Raw genomic sequence first — 26,474 nt, 5'->3', positions numbered from 1 at the left:
ACAAGGGGATGAAGGGGCGCTTTTCCGGCACCCCTTCGCCCGGCACCCCTTCGCCCGGCGCACCTGCGCGCGGGCCCTCGCCGAGATCCCCTCGCCGGGTTCCCTCAGCGGGTGCGGGTCGCCGCGTCCAGCAGTGCGGCCGCGGTGAAGAGCTCCACGCCGACGGTGATCGCCGACTCGTCCGCGTCGAAGTCGCCCTGGTGCAGATCGCGCACGGTGCGCTCGCCGGGCGGGCGGACGCCGAGGCGGGCCATCGCGCCGGGCACCCGCTCCAGGTACCAGGAGAAGTCCTCGCCGCCGAGGCTCTGCTCGGTGCCCTCCACGGCCGTCTCGCCGCGTCGGGCGATCATGGCGTCCCGCAGCAGGCCGGCGACCTCGCCGTCGTTGACGACGGGCGGGACGCCCCGCACGTAGTTGATCTCCGACTTGGCCCGGTGCAGGTTGGCGACCTCGTCGATCGCCGCGACGACGATGTCCGGAGCCTGCCGCCACGCCTCGATGTCCAGGCAGCGCACGGTCCCGGAGAGCTCGGCGTGCTGCGGGATCACGTTCGGCGCGTGCCCGCTCTCGATCCGGCCCCAGGTGACGGCCAGCCCGGCCCGGGTGTCGACGCGGCGGCCGACCAGCGCGGGCACGTCGGTCACGACCCGGGCGACGGCGGTCACCAGGTCGGTGGTGAGATGCGGGCGGGCGGTGTGGCCGCCGGGCCCGTCCAGCGAGATCTCCAGCCGGTCGCAGGCGGAGGTGATGGCGCCCTCGCGCAGCCCGACCCGGCCCGCGTCGACCCGCGGGTCGCAGTGCACGGCGATGATCCGCCCGACCCCGTCCAGCGCCCCGTCCTCGATGGCGTCGGCGGCGCCGCCGGGCAGCACCTCCTCGGCGGGCTGGAAGATCAGCCGCACGGGCCGCGGGAGCCGGCCCTGCCGGTGCAGCTCGGCGAGGACGAGCCCGGCGCCGAGCACGACGGTGGTGTGCACGTCGTGTCCGCAGGCGTGCGCGCGGTCCGGCACGGTCGAGCGGTACGAGCACTCCGTCTTGGTGTCCGGGATGGGCAGCGCGTCGATGTCGGCGCGCATGGCGAGGACGGGGACCCCGTCGGCCCCGGCGCCCGCGACGCCGCCTCCGCCCACGGTCCCGATGTCACAGATGAGGCCGGTCCCCACGGCGAGTACGCGCGGCTCGAGGCCCGCCTTCTCGAGGCGGGCCTTGATCGCGGCCGTCGTGCGGAACTCCTGGTTGCCGAGCTCTGGGTGCATGTGCATGTCGCGGCGGAAGGCCACGAGTTCTGCGCGCAGCGCCTCCGGCAAGGTGCCGGGAAGGGCGCCGGGCAGCGCACCCGGAAGTGCGCCGGGGAGCACGTCTTCCCCTGACGGATCGGCCTCGGACTCTCGGGACATCAGTTGCTTCACCCTCTGAAGGGTAGGACGCCGGGGCGGTCAACTGACCCGATCAACAAAAGTTCAACCCGTTAGGCGAAGAAAAGTTGGCCGCGCGGCGCATGGCTGCTGTGGTGGATGGGTAAACTCGCCGGTTTCCCGTCGGCTCCCACACTTCTTCCTTCCTTTCACGGATACCACGGACGGCTCGAGGAACGCTGGGTTTGTCCACGTTCCGGGACCGATCCCGGAATCATCACCTCCCTGCGGCGATTGCGCCACGCCGGGCGACGGCGGGCGGCGGACCGGGCACGGTGCCCTCATGGAGACGATGACGTGCGGGTGCGGCGAGGACCGGATCCCCGGGATCCTGGCGAGGGGCGTGGTGGCGCTCACCCTGACGGGGCTGGTGGTGATGGCTCTCACGGCGTGTCTGCTCGGGGGTGTGCTGTGGGCGGTCACCCGGTGGCGCGACAGGACGCGCGGGGAGCCCGAGGAAAGCTTCTTCGACGGGTTCGGCCGTTGGGAGGAGGAACAGGCGGAGCCGCGGCCCCGTGGAGGCGGCGGCTCGTAGTCACCCGTGGTCCCGCCCTCGCGTCAGACGACGCTCACCGCCGCCAGCCGGTGCACGTCCTTCGCCGTGCCCGTCACCCCGGACAGGAACCCCTGGGCCCTGGGTGAGGCGTGGTCCGTCAGCCAGGCCGGGTCGATGTCGCAGACCGCGACGCGGACGTCCGTGCCGGACAGGGCCAGCGGCAGGGTGTGCACGACCGTGGAGGGAAAGCTGAGGACGGTCCGGCCGATGGGGCCGCGGCGGGCGATCAGTTCCAGCGGCAGGTCCGGGCGGACCACCTCCAGTCCCGTCTCGACGGCCAGCCGGTGGAGTTTGTCCGTGCTCTCCCGGCGGTGGGCGAAGTAGCGGGTCGCGCCGTGCGCCTCGGCGAGCCCGCGGACCGCCTCCAGATAGCGGTCGGCGTCCACCACGCCCGTCTCCACCAGCGAGGTGCCGACCATGTCCGCGGTCTTCGTCACCCGGGGCGGACCGAACCGGTCGCGGGTCCAGGCGAAGACGTTGGACGTGATCGTGACGCCGTCGGGCACCTCCTCCATCGGCATGGAGGAGAAGACCTCGACGCCGCGGCCGGGGCCGGGGGTCAGCCGGCGGCGGGCCGCGCCGGACACCGGGGCGAAGAGCACGTCCCGGGGGCCCGTGCGGCCGCCCTTGCGGTGCCAGCGGACGAGACGCTCGCCGCGGGCCAGCTGGCCCACGAACTCCATCGTCGCCGTGCCGTCGTCCACCACGACCAGCTCGCTCGCCCTGGTGATGGTCAGCAGCAGCTGGACGTAACGGGAGAACGGGTCGCCCATCACCATCCGTTCCGCGCGCCGCAGCAGCGGGGTGAGGCCGCCGATGGTGCGGAAGGGCGCCGTGGCGCCGCCGCGGGCCTCCTCCCAGCGGACCGTGTGCCCTTCCCGGCGGGCCAGCTCGGCCATGCGGCGCAGCTGGCCGCGGGTCATCGGGTCGGTCGGGGACAGGACGACGAGGGTCATCCCCGCGCCGGGCTCCTCCCCCGGGTGGAGTTCCCGGGCGTGCGCCCACTCGAGGACGTTCAGGAGCTGCACCGGACTCTCGACGAAGGCGAGGGTGTGGGGGGTGTGGCCGGAGTTCTTCCCGGCGCGAGGACTCATCGTCGGACGACCATCCCGTAAGGCACTCGGAGGGGTATGTCAGGTCACACCGCGACCGGTTCGCCCGCCGCCGCCGCGATCTCCGCCTCCGCGACGACGCCCGACACGCGGCGCAGCTTCTTCATGGGGCCGAGCTCGGAGTCGTAGACCTTCTTGACGCCGTCGCCGAGGGAGGCCTCGATGGTGCGGATGTCGCGGACGAGGCGGGCGAGGCCGCCCGGCTCGACGGAGGCGGCCTGGTCGGAGCCCCACATCGCGCGGTCGAGGGTGATGTGGCGCTCGACGAAGGCGGCGCCGAGGGCGACCGCGGCGAGGGTGGTCTGCAGGCCGGTCTCGTGGCCGGAGTAGCCGATCGGGACGTTCGGGTACTCCTTCTCCAGCGTGTTGATCACACGGAGGTTGAGCTCCTCGGCCTTCGCCGGGTAGGTCGAGGTGGCGTGGCACATGAGGATGTTGTCGCTGCCGAGGACCTCGACCGCGTGGCGGATCTGCCGGGGCGTCGACATGCCGGTGGAGAGGATGACGGCGCGGTTGGTGGAGCGCAGGGCGCGCAGCAGTTCGTCGTCCGTCAGCGAGGCGGACGCCACCTTGTGCGCGGGGACGTCGAACTTCTCCAGGAAGGCGACCGCCTCGGTGTCCCACGGGGACGCGAACCAGGCGATGCCCTTCTCCTTGCAGTACTCGTCGATCTGCCGGTACTCGTCCTCGCCGAACTCCACGCGGTGGCGGTAGTCGATGTAGGTCATGCGGCCCCAGGGGGTGTCGCGCTCGATGTCCCACTGGTCGCGCGGGGTGCAGATCTCGGGGGTGCGCTTCTGGAACTTCACGGCGTCGCAGCCGGCCTCGGCGGCCACGTCGATCAGCTTGAAGGCGTTGTCCAGCTCGCCGTTGTGGTTGATGCCGATCTCGCCGCAGATGTAGACGGGCCTGCCGGGACCGACCTCGCGGGAACCGAAGCTGCGCAGGCGGGAGTTGGTGCTCATGGCGAAGATGTCCTTACGTGGTGGGGGTGTCGAGAGAGGGTCCGAGGATCCAGCCGGCGATCTCCCGGATCGCGCCGTCGCCCCCGGGGAGGGTGGTGACCGCGCGGGCGGCGCCGCGTACGACGTCGTGGGCGCTCGCGACCGCCACCGGCCAGCCCACGAGGGCGAAGCAGGGGAGGTCGTTGACGTCGTTGCCGACGTAGAGCACGCGCTCCGGCGCGATGCCCTGTTCCTCGCACCACTGCTTGAGCGCGAGGTCCTTGCGGTCGACGCCGTGCAGGACCGGGAGCCTCAGCTTCCGGGCCCGGGCGGCGACGACCGGGTTCCGTTCGGTCGAGAGGATCAGCATCCGCAGGCCCGACCTGCGCAGAGCGGCGATGCCGAGGCCGTCGCCGCGGTGCACGGAGACGAACTCCCGTCCGTCGGAGTCGATCAGCACCCGGTCGTCGGTCTGGGTGCCGTCGAAGTCGAGGACGACCGCGTCGATGTCCGCGGGCGTGGGGAGGGAACCGGGTCGGCCGGTGTCGAAGAGCGGGGCCAGCGACCTGGCCCGGGCCAGGTCGTGCGGGTCGTCGATCTCCAGGACCCGGGCGGGGTCGGTGCGGACGAGTTCCGTGCGGCCGAAGAAGCGGTGGCCGTGCGCGCGGAAGCCGTCGGTCTGCATGGCGTAGGCGGCGCCGGTCTCCAGGAGGTCCTGGGGCCGGTCCTGCCGGCGGGGGCGGAAGGCCTTGTCGTGGTTGACGCCGAAGCCGCCGGCCGGACCGGGGCCCCCGTCGGCGCCGGCGCCCTGCGCGGCGTCCCCGTCGCGCCAGACGAAGCCGTGGAACGGGGCGACCGTCACCGCCGTGTCGGCGCCCTGCTCGACGACGGCCGCAGCGACCCCGTCGATGTCCTCGCGGACGAGGAAGGGGCTGGTGCACTGCACGAGCAGGACGGCGGCGACCGGGGAGCCGTGCAGTGCCTCGTGGGCGTCCAGCGCGTGCAGGACGGCCGCCTCCGAGGTCGCGGTGTCGCCGGCGATGGCGGAGGGCCGCAGCACGACCTCCGCGCCCGCCTCGCGCGCCGCCGCCGCGATGGCGTGGTCGTCGGTGGAGACGACCACGTCCGTCACGAGGCGGGTCGCCCGGCACTCGCGGACCGCGCGGGTGACGAGCGGTACGCCGCCCACCGGGGCGAGGTTCTTCGCGGGCACGCCCTTGGAGCCGCCGCGCGCGGGGATCACCGCGAGCACACGGCGCACCCCGGCTGGTGAGTCGGACATGGGTTCGTCTCCTTGACGGGTCACAGCTCGCCCATCCGCCGGATGACCGGGGCCACCCGCTGGACGCCGTGCCGGTAGGCGCCGCGTGCCGCCCGGCGGACGATCTGCCGGACCGGGCCCGGCTCCCGGTCGGCGGACGGCGCGCCGGACAGCGGGCTGCCGTCGGGGCCGAGGTGGTGGCGGGCGAGGATGCCGGGCAGGTAGCCGGGCGCGGTGGCGTGCGTGTAGTAGGGGGTGAGGGGCGGAAGGTCGCGGGCGTCGTCGAGCAGTTCGCCGATCCGCTCCCGCGCGGCGTCGAAGGCCGTCGCGTACGAACCGTCCGCGGCGACGCCCTGGCGGGCCACCCACTCCTCGTCGGGGGCGGGCCGGTGCCCGGCGTCGAGCTGGTCCCAGGAAGCGAGGCAGCCGGAGCCGGCGAAGTGGTGGTTGCCGAGCGCCTCGCGCACCCCGAGGTCGGTGAGGACGACCGTGGGGACCCGGCGGTGCAGGGACTCCAGGGCGGCCGTCGAGCTGACCGTGACCATGAGGTCGGTGCGGTCGAGGACGTCGCCCATGTTCCCGTACACCAGGCGGAAGTTGGGCGGCGGATCGAGCTTCTGGACCAGCCGCTGGTAGGGCAGCTCCTCGATGTGGGTGGTGTGCTCGCCCGGCTTGGAGCGGAGCTTCAGCAGCACCTCGCGCTCCGGGTGCAGCCGGGCGTGCCGCACCAGCCGGTCGAGCAGGTAGGTGCGGTCCCGGCGGTTCTCCGGCACGGAGGGCTGCGCGGCGAAGACGACGGTGTAGGGGTCGTGTCCGCCCGTGTACGGGGCGCCGCCGAGGAACGGCAGGGCCACTTCGGTGACCGCCGAGGCGTCGGCGCCCACGCCCTCGTACACGGCGCGGAAACGCTCCGCGTCCTGGCGGGAGTTGGCGAGGACGAGGTCGGCGCCGTGCCGCAGCAGCAGGCCGTCGGCGAGCTTCTCGTAGACGACTCCGACATAGCCGGTGACGACGACGGGACGTTCGGCCCGGCCCTCCCAGACGCGCTTCAGGCCGTGCAGCATCGCCTGGACGCCGCCGCCGACCAGGGCGAGGACGAGGACGTCGTACGGCGTCCGCGTCATGGCGCGCAGGAACTCCGGCGCGGTGACCTCGCTCAGCGAGTCGGCGCGCACGCCGACCTCGGCCAGCTGGCGGGGGGTGGGGGTGGCCCGGCCGCGCAGCAGGAATCCGTCCAGGACGGGGGCGACTCGCGCCCCGCTCCCGGATCCGGCTTCCACGGAGGGCGCGATCCGCGTCGCGGTCAGCGCACCCCATTTCCACCGGGTGTCGGAGTCCGCGAGGACGGCGATCCGTGGGGGGTTGGCATTGCTTGCTGGCACAGCCAAGACGCTAGAAAGCAAAAACCGGGCTTGGCCCAATCACCCCTCAACAAAAAGTTAACAGCGGACCACCGAACGCCGAACTGGCCCGCGGATCGCGGAAATGCGCGGCGGGTGCACCGTTCCGACACATCGAGTTCACCCCCCGTATCCGCACCGGCAAGTTGTGCCGCCGGGGGCCCTTCTAAGGTTTCGCGGGTGCCCAAGCTTTCCGTGATCGTGCCGTTCTACAACGTTCAGCACTACGCGCCCGACACCCTGACGAGCCTGCGTTCCAACGCGCGCGAGGACTTCGAGTTCATTCTGGTCGACGACTGTTCGACCGACGCGACCTCGGACATTCTCGCGCGTGCGGAGCGCGAACTCCCGGGCGCCGTATTGGTCAGACACGAAAGGAACGGAGGGCTGGCGACCGCGAGAAACAGCGGAATCGACAGGGCGCGCGGCGACTATCTGACGTTCCTGGACGGCGACGACTGGCTGGCGCCCGGGTACTTCCCGCAGCTCCTCGACTCCATCGAGCGGCTGGGGTGCGACTTCGTCCGCACCGACCATGTGCAGTGCACCGGCCGGACCCGGAGCATCCACCGCGTGCCGCACGGCCGGCGCGGGACGGTGCTGAACCCGCGGGACGCGATCCTGCCCGCCGACCGCTCCACTTCGGTGGACTACGCCTACGCCTGGGCCGGCGTCTACCACCGCCGCCTCGTCGACCGGGGACTGCTGCACTTCACCGACGGGCTGCGGACGGCCGAGGACCGGCCCTGGATCTGGAAGCTGCACCGGGAGGCCGACACCTTCGCCGTCGTCGGGCTGCTGGGCGTCCACTACCGGCGCGGGGTGGCCTCTTCCCTCACCCAGATCGGCGACGTACGGCAGCTGGACTTCATCCGCGCCTTCGACCAGGTGATCGAGGAGACCGCGCGGGACCCCGAGGGCGCGCGGCTGCTGCCCAAGGCGGTGCGCACCTACTGCGCGATCATGACGCATCACCTCGGCTCGATCGAGAGGTTCGAACCCGCCGTGGCACGGAAACTGCGCTCCCTGTGCGCCGCCGCCCTGAAGCGCATGCCGCAGGACGTGCTCGCGGAGGTCATGGACTCGATGGACGTCCGGCGGGCGGGCGCGCTGCGGCGGGTACGCCGCAGGCCGGTCGCGGCGCGGACGGTGGCGGCGCGGACGGTGGCGCTCTGATGCCGCGCACCACCCGGATCTTCTGCGTCTCGACCCTGTACGGCGCGGCGACCCTGGCCGCCGCCCTGGACGCCGGGCTCTTCGCACCGACCGACCGCCGGCTGCTGCTCGTCACCAACAACGCGGTCAACCCGGAGATCACGGCCTCCGTCGACGCCATGCCGGGCTTCGCCCGGATCCGTGAGCGCTTCGACGAGGTGCTGTCCTGGAACGGGACCATCGCCCCCTTCCACCCCGGCGGCTGGGGCCCCCGCGGGGACGACATCCCGATGTGGGAGCGGTACGTACGGCTGCTGTGGGACCTCGGTGACGACGAGGTCCACCTGGCCGTCGAGTCCCTCCAGGTGAATCCGGCGCTGGCGCTGTGCCAGATCTTCACCGGCGCGCCCGTCGACGCCTACGCCGACGGTCTGATGAGCTACGGCCCCACGCGCGACAAGATCGACCCGCTGGTCGGCACCCGGGTGGACCGGCTGCTGCACCTCGATCTGGTGCCGGGCCTCACTCCCCTGCTGCTCACCGAGTTCGGCGTGCCGCCGGTGCTGGTGCCGTCCGAGGCGTTCCTGAAGGTGCTGGGCGAACTCGCCGCGGACGAGACCGGGTTGCCCGCTCCCGGGGAGCGGCCGGCGCTGCTGCTCGGGCAGTACCTCTCGGCGCTCGGCATCCTCGACGACGCCGAGGAGGAGGAACTGCATCGGGGCATGGTGCGCGGCGCCGTGGCGCTGGGGCACCGCAGACTCGTCTTCAAGCCGCACCCCGTCGCGCCCGCCCGCTGGACCCGGCTGCTGGAGGACGAGGCGAGCAGGCTGGGCGCCGAACTGGCCCTTCTCGACCGGCCCGTCCTCGCCGAGGTGGCCTACCAGCGGCTGCGGCCCGCCCTCGTGGTCGGCTGCTTCTCCACCGCGCTGCTCACCGCCGCCGGTCTGTACGGCCTCCCGGTCGCGCGGGTCGGCACCGACACGGTGCTGGCCAGGCTCGCGCCGTACCAGAACAGCAACCGGGTGCCGCTGACCATCGTCGACGCGCTGCTGCCGGATCTGGCGGACGGGGCGGCGGTGGAGGCGTGGACCATGCCGTCGGCGGAGCGGGTGGCCGAGCTGGCCGCGCTCCTCAAGGCCGTCGGCTTCGCGATGCAGCCCAGGATCCACCCGGGGCTGCTGGGCGACGCGGAGCGCTACCTCGCCACGCGTCTCGACCCGCACACCTGGCGCTACTTCAAGCGCCGGCGTCTGGCGGCACTGGGCCTGCCCGGCGCCGTACCGGGCCGGCTCGCCTTCGTCCCACGCAACGCGACCGTCCGCCGCCTGGCGCGCCGCGCGCGGGCCCTGAAGCGGGGGACGGGCACGCGGTAGCAAGCGGGGGACCGGCGAGCGGTGACGGCGGGCGCTCCGCCGACGCTGCGGGCGCTTCCCCGGCGTGGCGGGCAATGCCCGGGCGTGGCGAGCACTGCCCCGGCGTGGCGCGCTCCCCCGGGCGTGGCGGGCGCACCGGAGGAGCGGAAACGCGACATTCCGGGACAGCTGTTCATCCGATCGTCATGCTCACGCCGCCGGCGGGTCAGCCGTCACTCATCCCCGACTTGTCGGCGATGCATAGCGTTCCGTCGTCGGGGCGACGGCCATGACCGCGACTCCCGACGGAACACCCCTCACGACTCCCACGGAAGGTCCCAGGATGAGCGCGGCTGACCAGGCGGCGGCTCCGGCCCCGACACCGGCACTCCGGCTGAACCTCCCCGGCCCCGACCGCGCCGCGGACCGTGCCCCGGTCCGGGCCCGGACGGAGAGCCGGCTGCGCGCCCTGGACGGACTGCGTCTGCTGGCGGCCCTGATGGTCTGCCTCTACCACTACGCCGGCAAGAACGGCGAGGTCGCGCAGTCCTGGCACCAGTCCCCCGGCCAGAAGTTCCCGACGCTGTCGCAGTTCGCCACCTACGGCAGCCTGGGTGTGCAGTTCTTCTTCCTGATCAGCGGCTTCGTGATCTGCATGAGCAGCTGGGGCCGAACCACCGGGGACTTCTTCCGCTCCCGGGTCGCCCGGCTGTACCCGGCGTACTGGGCGGCGATCGTCCTGGTCACCGCCGCGGGCCTGATCCTGCCGGTGGTGGCCGCGCCGCTGCGCTCGGACGAGATCCTCACCAACCTCACCATGCTCCAGCAGCCGATGGGCGTGCCCCGGGTGCTGGGGGTGGACTGGACGCTCTGGGTGGAGGTGCGCTTCTACGCCCTGTTCGCGCTGTTCGTGGTCTGGCGGGGTGTCACCTACCGCAGGGTGGTGACGTTCTGCTGCCTGTGGACGCTGGCCGGCGTCCTCGCCCGGGTCGCCGACAACCCGCTGGCCGACGAGCTGGTGATGCGCGACCACGCCCCGTACTTCATCGGCGGTCTCGCCTTCTACCTGATCCACCGCTTCGGCAACGACCTGCTGCTGTGGGGCATCGTCGGCTTCAGCTTCCTGCTCGGCCAGCGCTACTCGGTCACAGCCCTGTGGCACCCCGGCCCGCAGGGCCAGTTCCACCGCAGCCCGTACGTCGTCCAGCTGATCGTCCTCGTCGCCTTCGTCGCCGTCGCCGCGGTGGCCCTGGGGTGGACGAGCCGCGCGAACTGGCGCTGGCTGACCGTGGCCGGGGCGCTGACCTACCCCTTCTATCTGATCCACGAGCACCTGGGCTGGTTCTTCATCCGGGTGCTGTACCGCGAGTTCGGCCTCGACGCGTGGCTGACGCTCGGCACGACGGTGCTGTCGATGCTCGGGATCGCCTGGCTTCTCCACCGGTTCGTGGAGAAGCCGTTCGGGCCCCGTCTCAAGCGCGCGCTCGCCGTGCGGCGGGCCTGAGGGGCGAGCGCCCGGCGGCGCCAGGCGCTGCCGTCAGCCGTCAGCCGTCAGCCGTCAGCCGTCAGCCGTCAGCCGTCAGCCGTCAGCGGCACCGTCGTGGACGATCGCGTGGTTCCCGCGCCCCTTTCGAGGTGCGGGAACCACGCTCGTTCACGCCCCGGGGGGCCTATCCCTGGCGGGCCGTCGAGCGGATCCGGCGGACGGCGCGTCGTACCGCCGGGTGGCGGCGGAGCGCCTCGGCCCGGATCGGGCCGCCGCCGGGCAGGCGCAGGCTCGTGAGGCGGCGGCGCTTGAAGTAGCGCCGGTACGGGGACCCTTCGGTGAGATGCCCGGCGAGCCAGGCGGCCGTCTCGCCGCGCAGACCGTGGTACTTGCGGGACTGCATGCAGTACCCCACGGCCCGGATCAGGGGCGTCAGCTCCTCGGCCGCCCCCGCGAGTTCCAGCGGGGCGCCGAGTTCCGCGTGCTCCGCGTCGGGCAGCGCCGCGTCGATGATGGTGAGCGGGACGCGGTTGCTGTTCTCGTACGGCGTGATGCGTTCCAGGAGCAGTTCCGTGCCGACCCGGGCGACGGGGATGCCGTAGAAGGCGGCGGCGGTCATCAGCGCCGTGGAGAAGCAGCCGATGACGAGCTTCGGCTTCAGGAAGGCGAAGACCGTCTCGGCGAGGACCGGTTCGTTGAGCACGGTGAGCCGCACGCCGAGTTCCCCGGCGGCCGCCTCCAGGGACTCGCTGTAGACGGCGGGCGCGCTCGGGTGCGGCTTGAACAGCACGTCCTCGTGCCCCGCGCGGGCGGCGGCGCGCAGCATGCGGACGTGCAGCCGCTCCTCCTCGTCCTGGGTGAGCAGGTCGATCGCGGAGAGGTACTGGCCGAGGAGCACGGCGGTGGCCCGGTGGCCGGCCGGGAGCCGCTCGGCGAGGACGCCGGCGCCGGACTCGCCGAGCTGCGCGAGGACGTCGATCATCGCTTCGCCCGGCACGGCCTCGGGCCGGACGCCGTACTCGGACAGGAGCATCGGCCGCAGCCCGGGCACCAGGTCGAGGTGGAGCACCCGGGTGATGCGGCTGCTCATGCCGTGCGGGATGCGGTTGCGGGTGGGGCCGTAGCTCATCAGCCCGTCCGCGTACACGTGGATCGGGCTGTCCGCGAAGATGTCGGCGATCGCGCGGGAGGGGTTGGCCTGGATGGACTCGCAGGCGATCTCGACGGGTTCCTCGCCGAGCTCCCAGGCGAGGCGTACGGCCTTCTCCCAGAGCCTGGTGTCCTGGGCGCGCGGCGACCAGCCGGCCGGGTGGTGGGGCGAGATGAACTCGTTCCAGGAGTGCACCTGGTCGAACTCGGGGCGCAGCTTCTCGAAGCCGGTCATCCGGTCCAGCGGGGTGCCGACCTCCGGCGCGGGGGCGGTGTCGCTGACGACGAGGATGCGGCGGACGCCCTCGCGCGGGCCGAACAGACCGGCGCGGATCGCGGCGGTGACGGTCGCGGCCGCGTACTGGGTGGCCGAGCAGAATATCTGGATCACGCCGCCACACCCTTCATGCCGCCGCGGACCCGGCGCAGTACCTGTACGCGTTCCTCGCCCATCCCCACCACGGCCTCGGCCAGTTCCTCCTCGCTCATCCCGCCCAGCGCCTCGGCGGCCAGCCGCTTCAGCCGCGCGGCCACACTGCGCTCGAACCGGCGCCGGTCGATCAGCTGGTGGGCGATGACGACGCAGAAGTTGCGCAGCGCCTTCCCACGCAGCCGGTCCGCCTCGGGATCGTCGGCGAGTTCGGCGAGGACGAGCTCGAAGGAGCGGAAGAAGTCCAGCTGGCGCACGTCACCGATCTGGGTGAGCGAACTGGCGATGCCCCGGCGGTAGAAGACCCCGTGCAGGCTGGCGACGACGTACGACTCGGCCCTGCGGTGCAGGTCCCAGATCCACGGCCGGTCCTCGGCGGTGCGCAGCCCGTCGTGGAAGCGGAGCATGCCCCGGTCGAGGAGGCGGCGGTGGTAGACGCCGGCCCAGGCGTACGGATAGTCGACCATCGTGGTGTCGTCGACGGGGAGGATCGAGGTGCGCGGGTCGAGGGGGGTGTGGCGGCGGCCCTCGGGCGCCCGGTGGACGGTGCGCTCGATACCGGTGACCTGCACATGGTCGGTGCGGACGAAGTCGACGTCGAACCGCTCGACGACGTCCACCAGCCGGGCCAGATATCCCGGCGCCAGCCAGTCGTCGCCGTCGAGGAAGGTGAGGTAGCGGCCTTCCGCGACGTCGATGCCGGTATTGCGCGCGGTCGCCAGTCCGCCGTTCCGCTCGTGCCGGATCACCCGGCTGTTCCCGAGCCGCTCCGTCAGGGCGAGGAGCGCTTCGTAGGTCCTGTCCTTGGTGGATCTGTCCTCGACGAAGATGAACTCGAAGTCGTCCCGCGCGTTGTTGACCAGACTGGTCACCGTCTCGGGCAGAAACGACTCGATGTTGTAGCAGGGGACGACGACGGACAGGGTCGGAGTATTGGCCACGTGTGCGCACCTGGATTCTCAGCGGAAAGTCAGGTGATCCTAAGAAAGCAGGATCTGCTTCCGCGTGTCCCGTCACCGACAGCCAGGTGAATTCGGCGTGACATCCGGACAGGGCCGGGAAACGACGGATGAGGAACGGGCGAGGCGGCCCCTCTCCCCTCTCCCCCCTCTCCTCCCCTTTTCCCCTTAACCCTTTCCCCTTTTCGCCGCCACGGCGCCCCGTTTCCCCGCCGCATCACCCCGTACCGCTACCGCACCCCGTACCGCGCGGCGATGCCGGCCACGATGATCTCCAGGCCCTCCGCGAACTGGCGGTCGTAGTCCTCGAACATCTCCGCGCCCGCCTTCGCCGACAGCGGGAACCCGGCGAGCAGCCGGGCGCGTTCCGCCACGTCGAACCCCTCGCGCCGCTCGTCCGGCCGCGGGTGCACGCCCTGTTCCTCGATGACGAACCCGACGGTGAACGCGTACGCGGTCGACGAGGCGCGCACGGCGTCGGCCAGGGTGAAGCCCGCGGCCGTGAACAGGCGCAGGTTCTCCTCCATCTGCACGGCGTGGTCGGTGCCGGTGAAGCGGGAGCCGCTGAAGACCTTCGCGCCGTCGCGGTAGGCCAGCAGGGCCGCCCGGAGCCCGTGGTTGGCCTTGCGCGTCCGGTCCTGCCAGGTGTCGTCGGGGTCGAAGGCGATGCCCTCGACCATCCGGCGGAACATCTCGGTCGCCATCTCGTCCAGCAGTGCCTGCTTGTCCTTGAAGTGCCAGTAGAGGGCGGGCGCCTTGACGTCCAGCTCCGTGGCGATGGCACGCAGGGTCAGCCCGTCGAGGCCCGCCTCGTCGAGCAGCCTGAGGGCGGTGTCCGCCACCCGCTTGCGGTCGAGGGGGGCGCGTCGTCCGGTACTCACGCTTGACAGTTTAACGCCGTTAAGGGCAGTCTCCTGAACGACATCACTTAACAGCGTTAAGGAGAGTGGCATGGATCTGACGGCGCACGTGGACGTGGACGTCCTGATCGTCGGCGCGGGCCCCACCGGCCTCGCCCTCGGCATCGACCTGGCCCGGCGCGGAGTGGACGCGCTGGTGGTGGAACGGGGCGAGACCCTCGCCCCCGGCTCACGAGGCAAGGGCCTCCAGCCGCGCACGCTGGAGGTCTACGAGGATCTCGGCGTCCTCGACGAGATCCTCGCCGCCGGCGGCGCGTACCCGGTGGGCATGATCTGGACGGACGGCGAGCAGGTCGGCCGGCACGCGATGTTCGACCCGGCGGAGGACGGCGAGGAGGGCTCCCGCTTCACCGGCCCCTGGATGGTCCCGCAGTGGCGCAACCAGGAGATCCTGCTGGCGCGGCTGAGGGAGCTCGGCGGAACCGTGGCCTTCGGCCGCGAGGTGGTGCGGATCGGGCAGAACGCGGAAGGCGTGACGGCACACTTCGCCTCCGGCGCTCCGGTCCGCGCCCGGTACGCCGTCGCCGCGGACGGCGGCCGCTCGGCGGTGCGCCGCGCGCTGGGCATCCCGATGGCGGGCGAGACGCTGGACCCGGACCGGGCCTTGGTGGCGGACGTGCGGATCCCGGAGCTGGAGCGGACCTGGTGGCACGTCTTCCCGCCGAGCGGGCCGGACTCGGGCTTCCTGGCGCTGTGCCCGCTGGCCGGGACGGACCAGTTCCAGCTGGTGGCGCGGCTCTCCGCGGGCGCGGAACCGGATCTGTCCCCGGAAGGCGTCCGCAAGCTGGTCGCGGAGCGCACCCACCTGGCGCCCGAGGCGGTGACCGAGCTCTTGTGGGCGTCCGACTTCCGCCCGCGCGCGGCCCTGGCGGACCGCCTCCGCGAGGGACGGGTCTTCCTGGCCGGCGACGCGGCGCACGTCCACTCCCCGGCCGGCGGCCAGGGCCTGAACACCAGCGTCCAGGACGCGTACAACCTGGGCTGGAAACTGGGCGCGGTACTGGGCGGACGGGCGCCGGAGGCGCTGCTGGACACCTACGAGGAGGAGCGCCGCCCCGTCGCCGAGCACGTGCTCGGCCTGTCCACCGCGATCCTCCGCGCGGAGGCGAGGCGGGGGGCGGCCACCCGGCAGCTCGGCCTGAACTACCGGCACTCGTCACTGAGCGAGGAGACCCGGCGCGACCCCGGCCCGCTGTCCGCGGGCGACCGCGTCCCGGACCTGACGGTCGACGGCGTCCGCCTGTTCGACCGGCTCAAGGGCCCGGACTGGACCCTGCTGACCCTGGATTCCGGCGTGTTCCTGGTCCGCCCGGACGGATACGTGGGCTGGGCGGGAGACACGGAGGACGGCCTCGGGACCTACCGCGCCCGGGTCGGCCTCGGCTAGTCGGCGCCGCCGGGGAGGCGGCCGGCGGACGCGCGGAGAACGCCACCGACGGCCTCCGGCACGGAACGGCGACGGGGCGGCGGGCGGCGGGCGGCGACGGGGCCCGGCCCCGCCGGCAGCGCACGGGACCGACGCGGAACCGTCGGCGCGCAGCCGTCCGGCCAGGAATTGCCCGGCTCAGAACGGCCGCCTCAGAACCGTCGGCTCAGAACGCCTCGCCTCCTAACCCGTCGGAACCCGCCGCCTCCGAACCCGCCGCCTCAGAACGCGTCCGACGGCACGTACGTGCCCCAGACCTCCCGCAGGGCGTTGCACACCTCGCCGACCGTCGCCCGGGCCCGCAGCGCGTCCTTCATCGGGTAGAGGACGTTGTCCTCGCCCTCGGCCGCCTTCTTCAGGGCGTCCAGGGCGGCGTCGACCGCGGCCTGGTCGCGCTCGGCGCGCAGCCGCGCCAGGCGCTCGGCCTGCTGGGCCTCGATGGCCGGGTCCACGCGGAGCGGCTCGTAGGGCTCCTCGGCGTCGAGCTGATAGCGGTTGACGCCGACCACCACCCGCTCGCCGGAGTCGGTCTCCTGCGCGATCCGGTACGCGCTGCGCTCGATCTCGTTCTTCTGGAAGCCGCGCTCGATGGCCGCCACCGCGCCGCCGAGGTCCTCGACCTTCCGCATCAGCCCGACGGCCGCCGCCTCGACGTCGTCGGTCATCTTCTCGACGACGTAGGAACCCGCGAAGGGGTCCACGGTCGCGGTCACGTCCGTCTCGTAGGCCAGCACCTGCTGGGTGCGCAGGGCGAGGCGCGCGCTCTTGTCCGTGGGCAGCGCGATCGCCTCGTCGAAGGAGTTGGTGTGCAGGGACTGGGTGCCGCCGAGCACCGCGGCCAGACCCTGGACGGCGACCCGGACCAGGTTCACCTCGGGCTGCTGGGCCGTCAGCTGGACGCCGGCCGTCTGCGTGTGGAAGCGGAGCATCAGCGACTTGGGGTTCTTCGCGCCGAACTCCTCGCGCATCACCCGCGCCCAGATCCGGCGCGCGGCGCGGAACTTCGCGACCTCTTCGAGGATCGTCGTCCGGGCCACGAAGAAGAAGGACAGCCGGGGCGCGAAGTCGTCCACGTCCATCCCCGCCGCCACCGCCGTACGCACGTACTCGATGCCGTCCGCCAGGGTGAAGGCGATCTCCTGCGCCGGGGACGCGCCCGCCTCCGCCATGTGGTAGCCGGAGATCGAGATCGTGTTCCACTTCGGGATCTCGGCCTTGCAGTACTTGAAGATGTCGGCGATCAGGCGGAGCGAGGGCTTGGGCGGGAAGATGTACGTGCCGCGCGCGATGTACTCCTTCAGCACGTCGTTCTGGATCGTGCCCGTGAGCCGGTCGGCCGGGACGCCCTGCTCCTCGCCGACCAGTTGGTACATGAGCAGCAGCAGGGCCGCCGGGGCGTTGATCGTCATGGACGTCGACACCCTGTCCAGGGGGATCCCGCCGAACAGCACCCGCATGTCCTCGACGGAGTCGATGGCCACGCCCACCTTGCCGACCTCGCCGCTCGCGATCGGGGCGTCCGAGTCGTGGCCCATCTGCGTGGGCAGGTCGAAGGCGACCGACAGGCCCATCGTGCCGTTGGCGATCAGCTGCTTGTAGCGGGCGTTGGACTCCACCGCCGTGCCGAAGCCCGCGTACTGGCGCATGGTCCAGGGCCGGCCGGTGTACATCGACGGGTAGACGCCCCGGGTGAAGGGGTACCGGCCCGGCTCGCCCAGTTGCCCGGCCGGGTCCCAGCCCGCCAGGTCCTCCGGCCCGTACACCGGCTCGATGGGCAGTCCGGACTCCGACTCACGCGCCATGGGTGTGATGCCTCCCGCTGAGCAATACCCGCTGCTTCGACCGCTCGGGTCACCTACCGGCCGTCTGCGACCGCCGGTTACCCGCCAGTACGGTCCGACCGTCCGACGGACTGTATCGGCGCGCGCGCAGCCCGTGCAGAGGGCCGCGCTGGGACCTTCCTCACAGACTGTCCCGCGGCGCCGGTCACCGCAATGCCGGTCCGTTCGCGAGGCGTCGTCCGGGGGGAACATCTCCGGCATGCGGATGCGGAGAACGATCGCCGTCCTGGCCGGCACGGCGGCCCTGGTGACGGTGTGCGGCTGTGGTGTGCGGGCCCCGGAGGCGGACGCGACGGCGGGGCGGCCTCGGCGCCGGCCCCGGCCAGGACCACCACCGACGACCGGCCGAGCGCTCCGGCCACCGGCGCCCCGCCTCCCGCGGTCCTGTGGTCGCGCGGCGACCAGGGACGCGACGTCCGTGAACTCCAGGCCCGGCTGCGCCAGATCGCCTGGCTCTTCGAGGGGCCCACGGGAGCGTACGGCGAGGTCACCGAGCGGGCCGTGAAGGGCTTCCAGGCCAAGCGCGGGCTCCCGGCGACAGGGAAGGCGGACGCCGTCACCTGGCAGCGGCTGCTGAGGATGACCCGGGAACCCGGCGAGTGGGAGCTGTATCCGATGGGCGGCCGGCCGGCCGCCGCGCCGGATCCGCGGTGCCTGTCCGGACGCGTGCTGTGCATCGACAAGACGAGCCGGATCCTGCGCTGGATGGTCGACGGCCGGACTCTCACGACGGTGTCGGTCCGCTTCGGCTCGCAGTACACGCCCACCCGGGAGGGCGTGTTCCACGTCTACTGGAAGTCCCGGGACCATGTGTCCACGCTCTACCGCTCGCCGATGCCGTACGCGATGTTCTTCAGCGGCGGGCAGGCCGTGCACTACTCGGCCGACTTCGCCGCCCGCGGCTACGCGGGGGCTTCGCACGGCTGCGTCAACGTGCGGGACGAGGCGGCGATCGCACGGCTCTTCACGCAGGTGCGCAACGGCGACAAGGTCGTCGTGTCCTGGTGAGCGCGGGGCGCGGGCGAGGTGAGGAGTTTGGGGCGCGAGCGGGACCGGGGGAACGTGTCCCGCCCGCGCCGAGCGCACGAGCCAGAAGTACGGGGGGAACCCCGGCTCTGTGCAAGGGCCGATGACCAGTCGGCTCACTTCTTACTGCGCACCGGCCGCCGAAAACGTCACACCCCTGGCGAAAAAACTTCGCCGATCAGCGAAGTCGCAGGTCAGCGGCGGTGCGAGGACGAGCTTCCGCCGGAGTGGCCCGAGGGTCCGGAACCGTCGCCGCCCCGGTCGCCGCCGTCGTCGCCGCCGCGGCTCCCGTGACCCCGGCCCCGGCCGCGCTCGCCGTCACGGCCCCGGTCTCCGTCCCGGTCACGACCACGGTCGCCGTCGCCGTCGTCGTCGGAGCCGCCCTTGTCGCCGGAGCCGCTCTTGTCACCCGAACCGCTCTTGTCGCCGGAGGCGCCGTCGCGGCCCCCGCGGTCGCCCTGGTTCTTCCCGGTGTCCCGGCCGGTGGCGCCGTTCGGGGAGCGGTCGTCGCCCCGGGAGTTTCCGGCGGCGCCGTCGAGGACGCCCGCGCAGTACTTCGGGACGCGCGTCGGACCGCCCGCGAGCTGCTCCAGGGTCTGGCGGCGCCCGGCGTCCAGGGCGCGGCCGGCGCTCAGGTCGCGGCAGGACGAGGTCACGCCGGCCGGCCGGCTGCCGTCGGCGTCCGGGGTGGCCGAGGGGGAGCCTTCCGCGCCGCCCTTCCCGGCGTCCTCGCGGCCGGTGCCGCCCGTGCCGCCGTCCGGTGTCGCGGGGTCCCCGCCGCCGGAGGCGTCCGGCGCGGGCGAGACGGGCGCGTGTTCGTCCGGGACCACGGGGGCCGGGACGGAGGCCACGGGACGGGCGGGTTCGGCGCCGTCGAAGGGGGTCGGCAGGGCGCCGGTCGCGGCCGCGATGCCGCCCACCATCCCGGCGGCGAGCGCGGCGGCCAGCCCCAGCCGTACGGGCCGGCCCCAGCGGGCCGGACGCCCGGCTGCCGGGACGCGACCGCCGATGCGCACGAGTCCCGCGTCGGCGGCGGGCGTGTCCCGGAGGGGACCCGTCGCGGCGGCCGTCCCGCCGCCGGCTCCGGCGGGCCCCATGGCGGGACCGGGGCGTCCGGCGAGGTCGGCGCGGTCCGCGTGGGCCTTGCGGAAGGCGGCCAGGGCCGCGGCCTCACCGGGGAGTTCCTCGTCCGCGGGCAGCGGCTCGGCGGCCAGTGCGGCGAGCGCGCCGAGGGTCCGGGCGAGCCGCTCTTCCTCTTCCCGGGCCACGGCATCGACGGCGTCGACAGCGTTGTCCGGTGACTCACCGCGCAGCAGACGCTCCGCCGTTTCGCGATCGAGCCACCTGTCCTGCTTGTCGGCCATCACATGTCCTTCTGCGTCCGCGCGCACGTATGCGTCACACCGGCGGACGTCACCGCACGCGTGCGCGGTTCTCGCGGGGACGGCAGCGCGTCGAGCGCGGCGCCCGTCTCCGGGTCCGCGCCGAGCAGGTCGGCGAGCTTCTTCAGACCGCGGTGCGCCGCCGTACGCACGGCGCCGGGCCGTTTGCCGAGCGTCTCGGCGGCCGTCTTGGCGTCCAGGCCCATGACGACCCGGAGCACGACGGCCTCGGCCTGGTCCTGCGGCAGCCGGGCTATGAGATCCAGGGTGCGGCCGGTGGCCAGCGCCTCCATGGCCTCGCCCGCGGTGTCGGACTCGGCGGGCCGGCCCGTCAGTTCGGTGTCGTCGGTGACCGTCGCCGGGCGCCGGCCGCGCATGCGTATGTGGTCCAGGGCGCGGTTGCGGGCGATCCGGGCGGCCCAGCCGCGGAAGCGGTCCGCGTCACCGCTGAACCGCTCCAGGTCCCGGGTTATCTGGAGCCAGGCCTCGGAGGACACGTCCTCGGCGTCGAGGTCGCCGACGAGCGTGCGTACGTACCCGAGCAGCCGCGGGTGCACCGTGCGGTACACAGTCCGGAACGCGGTCTCGTCCCCGTTCTGTGCCGCGAGCACCGCGGCTGTCAGCTCCGCGTCGTCCCCCACGTCGTGGTTTCCTCGGTCGATGGTTCGCGGTTTTCTGGACCGCAGGTCGTTGCGGTGGTCTGCCGCTTGGCCGTCCGGCGCGAAAGGCACGTTACGACCTGAAACCGCCGCACGTCCATGTCCGTAGAACATGCAACTAACTCGTGACGCGAGCGGGTGCGCTCGGGGTGTGACAGAAAACGCACTCATGGCGCTGTAGGGAGTACGGGCCGCCGCGCGGCCCGTGCCGCGCGACGGCCGGGGCCTCTCCTGTGGGGGGTGGCGGCCTCGGCCGTTGCTTTGGCGGCAACCGTTTACCGGCCTTCGGCCCCGCTCCCGGTGGCCTTGCCGCTCTTCTCGGCCTCGGGTGTCCGCCCGGCCTGCGTGGCCGACGCGGCCTTGTGCGTCCGGTCGGCCTCGGGGCTCCTGCCGTTCTGCGGAGTCTCGTCCGCCTCGGGGTCCTTGCCGGACGTGGATCCGTCCGCCGACGAGGCGGCTCCCGACGCCATGGCCGACCGAGACGCCTCCACCGCCGCGCAGTACGCCGTGACGTTCGCCTCGCCCCCCGCCGCCGTCACGAGCCGTTGCCAGGCGGTGGAGTCCATCGCCTGGCCGCGCCCCTGGACCTTCTCGTACGCGCGGCAGTGCGCGTCGGTGTCCCCGGCGCTCACGGGCCGGTCCGGGCCGTCCGGCACGGCCGGCCGGTCGCTCACGGACGCGCTGGCCGCGGAGCCGGCCCCGGCCCGGGCCCCGGACCCGGTCGGGGTGGCCGACGGGCCGGAGCGGGCCGCGCCGTCGGCGCCGCCGTCCGCGGAGGACCCGACGGCGGCGAAGGCCGCCCCGCCCAGCGCGAGGCCGGCGACCAGCACCGAGAGCGAGGCCCGCAGCGAACGGGCGGTGTGCCGCCGGGCCCTGGGCCGCCAGTCGTCCCGGCGCCGGGTCCGGGCCTGGTGCGCACCGGCGTCCCGGGCGGCCCGGAAGGCGGCGACGGCCCGCAGCTCGCCGTCGCCGGGCGGGTCCTGGGCGCTCAGGGCCCGGACGAGCAGCGCCTCCAGGGGAAGCGCCGCGCCCGCTGCCGCGTCGGCGGCGGCCTCCGCGAGGCGGGCGTCCTCGGCGGTGGCGTCCGCGGGGTGCGCGTGCCGACGGCCGTGGCCCGCGCCGTCGTTCAGCCGTTCACCCATGTCCGTTTCCGCCTCTGTCCCGTCCGTCCGGTCAGGCCGCTCGGCCTGATGGCCGGACCCGCCACTGATCCATACGGTCCGTGGCCCCCGCCGTTCATGTCGACTCCCCCAGCGTTCGGGAGCCGCCATCCGTCACACCTTCGCCCGCGTTCGCGGCGCCGAGCTGACCGGCGAGCCGTTTCAGGCCCCGGTGCGCCGCCGTGCGGACGGCGCCCGGGCGCTTGCCGAGCACGCGGGCCGCGGCGGGTCCGTCCAGCCCGACCACCACCCGCAGCAGCACCGCCTCGGCCTGGTCGCGCGGCAGCCCGCGGACGAGTTCGAGGGCGTGCTCGGTGGAGAGCGACTCCAGCGCCTCGTCGTGCGTGCTGTGCGGACCGGCCAGGTCGACGACGGCGTCCTGGTCCAGCGCCGCCGACCGGGGCCGGACCCGCAGCCGGCGCAGATGGTCGAGGGCCCGGTGCCGGGCGATGGTCGCGGTCCAGCCGCGGAACCCGGCGCCGTCGCCCTTGAACCGCCCCAGATCCCGGGCGATCTCCAGCCAGGCGTCGGAGGCCACGTCCTCGGCCTCGTCGCCGACGATCCCCCGCAGGTAGCCGAGCAGTCCGGGCTGCACGAGCCGGTACGCCACGGCGAACGCGGCCTCGTCGCCGTCCTGGGCCCGCGTCACGGCCGCGCCCAGTTCCCCGTCGTACGCCTGCGCGCGCCGGGGTTCCCCTCCCTGGCCCAAGACTGTCCTCGTTCGTGCGGAGTTCGTTCCGGCGCGCGACTCCCCCGCCGGACCCCGGGTCCGTACGCGGCCACGCCCCCCACGGTCATCAGCGTCGGGCCGCACAGAAGTGTCACAGCCGGCACATACGCCGCCGGGCCCGCCCGCGTCCACCCGGCCTACCGCCGGGCCCGCATCGCGTCCCTGCACAGCAGCCGCAGGGAGCCGTGGCCGCCGAAGCAGCGGCGGGCCTCGTCGAGGGGTTCCCAGAGACGGCCGTCGGGCGTGCGGACCCAGTGGTCGCCCGCGGAGCCCCACCACTCGCCGCCGGTCTGCCGGACGATCACCTCGCCCGCGTAGGAGCCGAACCCGCGCAGCGTCTGCGCCACGGCGGTGGGCGACGGGCCCTCGCGCCGCAGGTCCTCGATCATGCGGTCGACCCGCCACAGGCTCTGCGCCGAGTGGTCGAGATGGGGCCGGACGGCGTCGGGCACGGCGGCCAGCGCCTCCGCGGCCCACCGCACGGGCTTCGCCGCGGCGGAGGGGCGGGGCGGCCGGCCGCTCCGGTCGGTCTGGGCGGTCTGGTCGGTCGTCCTGTCTGTCACATCAGGAAGAGCGAGGTCGGCGCGGGTTGCGTCACTCATGTCCGGGGCCTCGCCGAGACCGGTGCAGGACCGACCCATCTCCCCCGCACTCCGCTCACTTACGTCCACGCGCCCGCCGCGAAACCACCGCGCGCAGCACCCGGCGGCCCTCCACGGAGACCTCGAGGGCGCGGCGCAGTCCGCCCGCGCCATGACCCGCGAGGACCTCCAGGACGACGGCCTGGCGGCGCAGCTCGGCGGCGACGAGGGGCGACATGCCCTCCGTGAGGCCTTCGCGGCAGGAGTCGACCGGTGAGGCGTCCTCGGCCGGGTCGAGGAGGCGGTGGATCTGGAGCGAGGCGACGGAGCAGGCGTCGGCCCAGAGCCGTACGTCGGCGGCGGAGCGGTCCTGGGGGGCGGCGTCCAGCATCCGGCGGGCCAGCAGCTCGGCCTCGTCGCCCTCCTCCGGGGCCGACGCCAGCTTGCCGCGCGCTTCTTCCAGCAGCCCGCCCCAGCCGGCGGCGTCGGCGTCCTCCGTGAGGTTCCCCCAGAGGGGTCGGAGGATCTCGTCGTCGCCCCCGAGCAGGGGTATGCACCGATCCAAACAAGCCAGCCCGCTGGCAGCCAGTCCGCGTTCGTCGGCCTGAGCGATCAGTTCCACCAGGCTCATCCACGCCTCCCTCGCCAGGGCACCGACCTTACGGAGCCCGCACTTCCCCTTACTGCGTGCGACGGGTCAGGAGTGTCACAGGCACGGTTTTTCAGCCAACTCCATCGGGGGCCGTCACCGCTACCCCTTCCGCCGAACCCGCCGATTCCGCCGCCGTCCGCGCGCGGGACGGACGGGGGTGGGCGGGCGGCATGCGGCGGGTGCCCCGGGGGGGGGCGTGCACGGGTGCGGGCCGGGTGCGTCTCCCCCGGGCCTCGGGCAGGGCGGCACGCGGGCCGGGCGGGCGGCCCGGCGCGCGAGTCCGCCGGGATCAGCCGAGCCTGTTCGCCAGCGCCGTGAACTGTGCCCAGGTCAGCGGTGGCGTCCCGGCGTCCCACAGCTTCTGCGAGGTGGCCCGCAGCGGCATCCGGATCCCGGCCGCGATCTGGTCCTGGGTCTGCGAGTTCGCGAGGTCGCACCACACCGAGAAGGAGCCGCCGAGGATCTGGGCGTCGTACTTCGCCGCGACCGGCGTGGTGCCGCGCAGCACCCGCGGGGTCCACTGCTCGTAGATCCGCCGCCCGGTCGGGTAGGCGAAGTCGTTCGGCTCTCCGAGGACGTAGTACAGGTACTCGTCGTTGTAGTTGAGCATCTTGCGCCCCGCGCTCAGATACTCGACCGGCGGCCGCGCCCCGATCTCCTTGCCCGTCCAGTAGGCGACCACGAGGTCGGAGGCCGGCTTGACCGACGTCCCGCGGAAGAAGCCGTCGTTCCACACCCGCATGGTGCGGTCGTGGGCGCGGACGGTGTCGGCGCGGTCGTTGAGCCAGCCCGTCGTGAGGTCCGCGACGCCCGCGCCGGAGCCGTACCGGGCCGTCGCGGCGGCGGCGAGCTGGGGGTAGGAGGCCGACGGGCTGGAGACCGTCAGGGCCTGGTACTCGTCGCCGCCGAGGTGCCAGTAGCCGCCGGGGAAGACGTCGGCGTACTCGTCCAGCAGGTCGTCGAGGAGGTTCGCGGACTCCTCCTTGGAGATGTCGATCGCCCCGCGGGTCGCCACCCCGCTCGCGTTGCGCAGCTGGAGCTCGGGGTGGGCGGCGAGGACGGCGCCCAGGTGCCCGGGCGAGTCGATCTCGGGCACGACGGTGATGTGCCGGGCCGCCGCGAGGTCGACGATCTTCTTCACCTGGGCCTTGGTGAGGTGCGGGTCCGAGACGATCTCCGGGTGGGTGTCGGACTCGATCCGGAAGGCCTGGTCGTCGGAGAAGTGCAGGCCCAGCTGGTTGTACTTCAGGTCGCCGAGCTCGCGGACCCGGTCCTCGATCCAGGCGGCGGTGAAGTGCTTGCGCGCGATGTCCAGCGTGAACCCGCGCTGCGGCTTGGCCGGCTGGTCCCGCACGACGCCCTCCGGCGCCGTACCGCCGGCGTGCACTGCCTGCTTGAGGGTGCGGGTGCCGTAGAAGACGCCCGCGTCGGCGGGCGCGCTGATGGTGACCCGCCCGCCGCGCACGGTCATGGTGTACGACTCCGGGTTCGCGCCCTCGTCGTCGTTGAGGGCCAGCCGCAGGTCACCGGCGCGCACGTCGTCCTTCTCGCCCGCGTACGTCAGCCCGAGCTCACCGGCGACCAGCCGTCCCTCGTCGGCGAGCCCGGCGTCGCTCACCACCACCCGGTGCGTGGACCGCGGCTTCCACCCGGGGCCGCGCGCGGGAGTGTGGGCGCTGACGGCGGGGATGGTGCGGGGGGTGGTGGAGAGGGCGTAGGAGCGGCTGGGCGTGGGGGTCGCGGCCTGCGCGGCCCCGGCGCCCGTCCTCGCGGCGGCCTGCCGGGAGGCGGACGCTCCGGCCGCCGTGGCGCTGTCGTCGTCCGACGAGGCCCACACGGCGATCCCGGCGCCGAGGGCGGCGACCAGGCCACCCGCCAGGAGTGACCGCGCCACGACCTGCCGGTGCGGTGTGCTCTGCGGCGCCCGGCGCCGATGCCTGTGCCTGCTCACTCCGCCAACCGTACGACCCCCGGCCGCCCGAAGCGCGCCGAGCACGGGGTGACGGAGTCCACGACACGTTCCGAAACTCTCTCGTTCGGGTGAAATTCAGGCATCGGTCAGACACGTCCTGACCGCTCTCGATAACGTGTCGACACACCTTTCACTGCATCCCCTGCCACATCACACGTGACGCGAGGATCCACGCTGCCTGCGCACCGTCTCTCCCCTCCCTCCGGCTGCCTCGCCATACCGGCGCAGACCCGGAGCTCACCCGCACCCGCGCTGGACGGTCTCAACTCCGCTCCCGCCGACGAGGCGCACCGCACCCTCCTCACCTGCCTGCACAGCCTGCGCTGGGCCCGCCGCCTCGCCGACCACCGCCCGTACCCGACGCTCGACGCCCTGCTGGCCGCCTCCGACGAGGCCGCGTACGACCTGAGCCCGGGCGATCTGGCGGAGGCCCTGGCGGCGGAGTCGCTGCCCGGCCTGCCGGAGGACGCCTACGGGGCGGCGCACATGGCGTTGAACGCGGCCCACGTGGCCTACCGGGCCAGATTCGGACACGCGTTCGTCATCTGCCTCGACGGCGTCCCCCGGGAGGAGTCCCTGGACCACGTCCTGACGAGCATCCGGTCACGATTGACGAACGATCCCGAGGACGAGCGGGTCGTGGCGGCGGAGGAGCTCCGAAGACTGGCCAGGCAGCGTCTGGCGCGGCTCGCCTGAGGCGTGCGGCGGTGACGGGTGCGGCCACGGCGGGGTGCAACCGGCCACGACGGGCGCCCGAAACGGGGCACACCACCCCGGATGCCGCAACGCTCACCCATCTGCGTGCCACTTTGATCACACAGGTAGGCCCGACGTAAGCCGAGCGCCAGCGCCTCGCTACGATGCTGGGGGCCGGTGGACCGTACCCGGCCGGGCCCGTCCGACACC

At 73.3% G+C, this 26,474-nt stretch carries 23 protein-coding genes; 7 read left to right on the top strand and 16 right to left on the bottom strand.

What is annotated here, in order from left to right:
• Positions 1-104: 104 nt before the first annotated feature.
• Positions 105-1,397 carry an amidohydrolase gene (locus tag J2X68_RS11400; protein ID WP_310432470.1) on the bottom strand — a complete coding sequence of 431 codons (1,293 nt, stop codon included), beginning with the start codon at positions 1,395-1,397 and terminating at the stop codon, positions 105-107.
• 301 nt (positions 1,398-1,698) lie between these two features.
• Between J2X68_RS11400 and J2X68_RS11395 the strand changes: the two genes are divergently transcribed.
• Positions 1,699-1,950: a hypothetical protein gene (locus tag J2X68_RS11395; RefSeq protein WP_310432340.1), complete on the top strand. Its 252-nt coding sequence runs from the start codon at positions 1,699-1,701 to the stop codon at positions 1,948-1,950.
• A 23-nt stretch (positions 1,951-1,973) separates the two neighbouring features.
• Here the strand turns inward: J2X68_RS11395 and J2X68_RS11390 are convergent, their stop codons facing one another.
• Genes J2X68_RS11390 through J2X68_RS11375 form a run of 4 tightly spaced genes read right to left on the bottom strand, consistent with a single transcriptional unit; the run spans position 1,974 to position 6,670 of the window.
• A complete protein-coding gene (locus tag J2X68_RS11390) occupies positions 1,974-3,065 on the bottom strand; it encodes a hypothetical protein (RefSeq protein WP_310432339.1) in 1,092 nt (363 codons plus the stop codon).
• Between the two features lie 44 nt (positions 3,066-3,109).
• Positions 3,110-4,048: an N-acetylneuraminate synthase family protein gene (locus tag J2X68_RS11385; protein WP_310432338.1), complete on the bottom strand. Its 939-nt coding sequence runs from the start codon at positions 4,046-4,048 to the stop codon at positions 3,110-3,112.
• Positions 4,049-4,061: 13 nt separating this feature from the next.
• Positions 4,062-5,309 carry an N-acylneuraminate cytidylyltransferase gene (locus J2X68_RS11380; protein ID WP_310432337.1) on the bottom strand — a complete coding sequence of 416 codons (1,248 nt, stop codon included), beginning with the start codon at positions 5,307-5,309 and terminating at the stop codon, positions 4,062-4,064.
• Positions 5,310-5,329: 20 nt separating this feature from the next.
• Positions 5,330-6,670: a DUF6716 putative glycosyltransferase gene (locus tag J2X68_RS11375; RefSeq protein WP_310432336.1), complete on the bottom strand. Its 1,341-nt coding sequence runs from the start codon at positions 6,668-6,670 to the stop codon at positions 5,330-5,332.
• A gap of 198 nt (positions 6,671-6,868) precedes the next feature.
• Between J2X68_RS11375 and J2X68_RS11370 the strand changes: the two genes are divergently transcribed.
• The 3 genes from J2X68_RS11370 to J2X68_RS11360 all read left to right on the top strand — a co-directional run bounded on the left by J2X68_RS11370 (position 6,869) and on the right by J2X68_RS11360 (position 10,699).
• Positions 6,869-7,864, top strand: a complete 996-nt coding sequence (locus J2X68_RS11370) for a glycosyltransferase family 2 protein (RefSeq protein ID WP_310432335.1) — start codon at positions 6,869-6,871, stop codon at positions 7,862-7,864.
• Entirely contained in the window at positions 7,864-9,216 is a 1,353-nt protein-coding gene (locus J2X68_RS11365) for a polysialyltransferase family glycosyltransferase (RefSeq protein ID WP_310432334.1), read from the top strand. Before J2X68_RS11370 ends, J2X68_RS11365 begins: the two co-directional genes overlap by 1 nt.
• Before the next feature lie 322 nt (positions 9,217-9,538).
• Positions 9,539-10,699 carry an acyltransferase gene (locus J2X68_RS11360; protein WP_310432333.1) on the top strand — a complete coding sequence of 387 codons (1,161 nt, stop codon included), beginning with the start codon at positions 9,539-9,541 and terminating at the stop codon, positions 10,697-10,699.
• A 166-nt stretch (positions 10,700-10,865) separates the two neighbouring features.
• Here J2X68_RS11360 and J2X68_RS11355 read toward each other — a convergent pair whose 3' ends face one another.
• The 3 genes from J2X68_RS11355 to J2X68_RS11345 form a co-directional block, all read right to left on the bottom strand.
• Complete coding sequence (locus tag J2X68_RS11355; protein ID WP_310432332.1) at positions 10,866-12,221, bottom strand: polysialyltransferase family glycosyltransferase; 1,356 nt, start codon at positions 12,219-12,221, stop codon at positions 10,866-10,868.
• Positions 12,218-13,201: a glycosyltransferase family 2 protein gene (locus tag J2X68_RS11350; protein WP_310432331.1), complete on the bottom strand. Its 984-nt coding sequence runs from the start codon at positions 13,199-13,201 to the stop codon at positions 12,218-12,220. The genes J2X68_RS11355 and J2X68_RS11350 overlap by 4 nt, the downstream gene beginning before the upstream one ends.
• Positions 13,202-13,449: 248 nt before the next feature.
• Positions 13,450-14,100, bottom strand: a complete 651-nt coding sequence (locus J2X68_RS11345; RefSeq protein ID WP_310432330.1) for a TetR/AcrR family transcriptional regulator C-terminal domain-containing protein — start codon at positions 14,098-14,100, stop codon at positions 13,450-13,452.
• 88 nt (positions 14,101-14,188) lie between these two features.
• Here J2X68_RS11345 and J2X68_RS11340 point away from each other — a divergent pair, with 88 nt between their 5' ends.
• Positions 14,189-15,526 (top strand): FAD-dependent monooxygenase, encoded by a 1,338-nt coding sequence (locus J2X68_RS11340; RefSeq protein WP_310432469.1) that lies wholly within the window; start codon positions 14,189-14,191, stop codon positions 15,524-15,526.
• Between the two features lie 260 nt (positions 15,527-15,786).
• On the opposite strand, the gene J2X68_RS11335 is transcribed toward J2X68_RS11340, so the two are convergent.
• Complete coding sequence (locus tag J2X68_RS11335) at positions 15,787-17,367, bottom strand: methylmalonyl-CoA mutase family protein (RefSeq protein ID WP_310432329.1); 1,581 nt, start codon at positions 17,365-17,367, stop codon at positions 15,787-15,789.
• Positions 17,368-17,559: 192 nt separating this feature from the next.
• Between J2X68_RS11335 and J2X68_RS11330 the strand changes: the two genes are divergently transcribed.
• A complete protein-coding gene (locus tag J2X68_RS11330) occupies positions 17,560-18,414 on the top strand; it encodes a L,D-transpeptidase family protein (RefSeq protein ID WP_399039719.1) in 855 nt (284 codons plus the stop codon).
• Between the two features lie 212 nt (positions 18,415-18,626).
• On the opposite strand, the gene J2X68_RS11325 is transcribed toward J2X68_RS11330, so the two are convergent.
• From J2X68_RS11325 to J2X68_RS11295, 7 genes are all read right to left on the bottom strand, one after another.
• Entirely contained in the window at positions 18,627-19,796 is a 1,170-nt protein-coding gene (locus J2X68_RS11325; RefSeq protein WP_310432327.1) for a hypothetical protein, read from the bottom strand.
• On the bottom strand, positions 19,796-20,455 hold the full coding sequence (locus tag J2X68_RS11320) for an RNA polymerase sigma factor (RefSeq protein ID WP_310432326.1): 660 nt from the start codon (positions 20,453-20,455) through the stop codon (positions 19,796-19,798). The genes J2X68_RS11325 and J2X68_RS11320 overlap by 1 nt, the downstream gene beginning before the upstream one ends.
• 293 nt (positions 20,456-20,748) lie before the next feature.
• Entirely contained in the window at positions 20,749-21,615 is an 867-nt protein-coding gene (locus J2X68_RS11315) for a hypothetical protein (RefSeq protein WP_310432325.1), read from the bottom strand.
• Positions 21,616-21,709: 94 nt separating this feature from the next.
• Positions 21,710-22,342, bottom strand: coding sequence for an RNA polymerase sigma factor (locus tag J2X68_RS11310; protein ID WP_310432324.1), 633 nt, complete (start codon positions 22,340-22,342; stop codon positions 21,710-21,712).
• Between the two features lie 158 nt (positions 22,343-22,500).
• Entirely contained in the window at positions 22,501-22,965 is a 465-nt protein-coding gene (locus J2X68_RS11305; RefSeq protein WP_310432323.1) for a hypothetical protein, read from the bottom strand.
• 55 nt (positions 22,966-23,020) lie between these two features.
• Positions 23,021-23,575, bottom strand: coding sequence for a hypothetical protein (locus J2X68_RS11300; RefSeq protein WP_310432322.1), 555 nt, complete (start codon positions 23,573-23,575; stop codon positions 23,021-23,023).
• A gap of 310 nt (positions 23,576-23,885) precedes the next feature.
• Positions 23,886-25,475 carry a glycoside hydrolase family 20 protein gene (locus J2X68_RS11295; RefSeq protein WP_310432468.1) on the bottom strand — a complete coding sequence of 530 codons (1,590 nt, stop codon included), beginning with the start codon at positions 25,473-25,475 and terminating at the stop codon, positions 23,886-23,888.
• 249 nt (positions 25,476-25,724) lie between these two features.
• Here J2X68_RS11295 and J2X68_RS11290 point away from each other — a divergent pair, with 249 nt between their 5' ends.
• A complete protein-coding gene (locus tag J2X68_RS11290) occupies positions 25,725-26,264 on the top strand; it encodes a 2-oxo-4-hydroxy-4-carboxy-5-ureidoimidazoline decarboxylase (RefSeq protein WP_310432321.1) in 540 nt (179 codons plus the stop codon).
• Positions 26,265-26,474: the final 210 nt, after the last annotated feature.

Source organism: Streptomyces sp. 3330 (assembly GCF_031456635.1).
Classification (GTDB): domain Bacteria; phylum Actinomycetota; class Actinomycetes; order Streptomycetales; family Streptomycetaceae; genus Streptomyces.
This window is presented reverse-complemented; position numbering and strand designations above follow the sequence as displayed.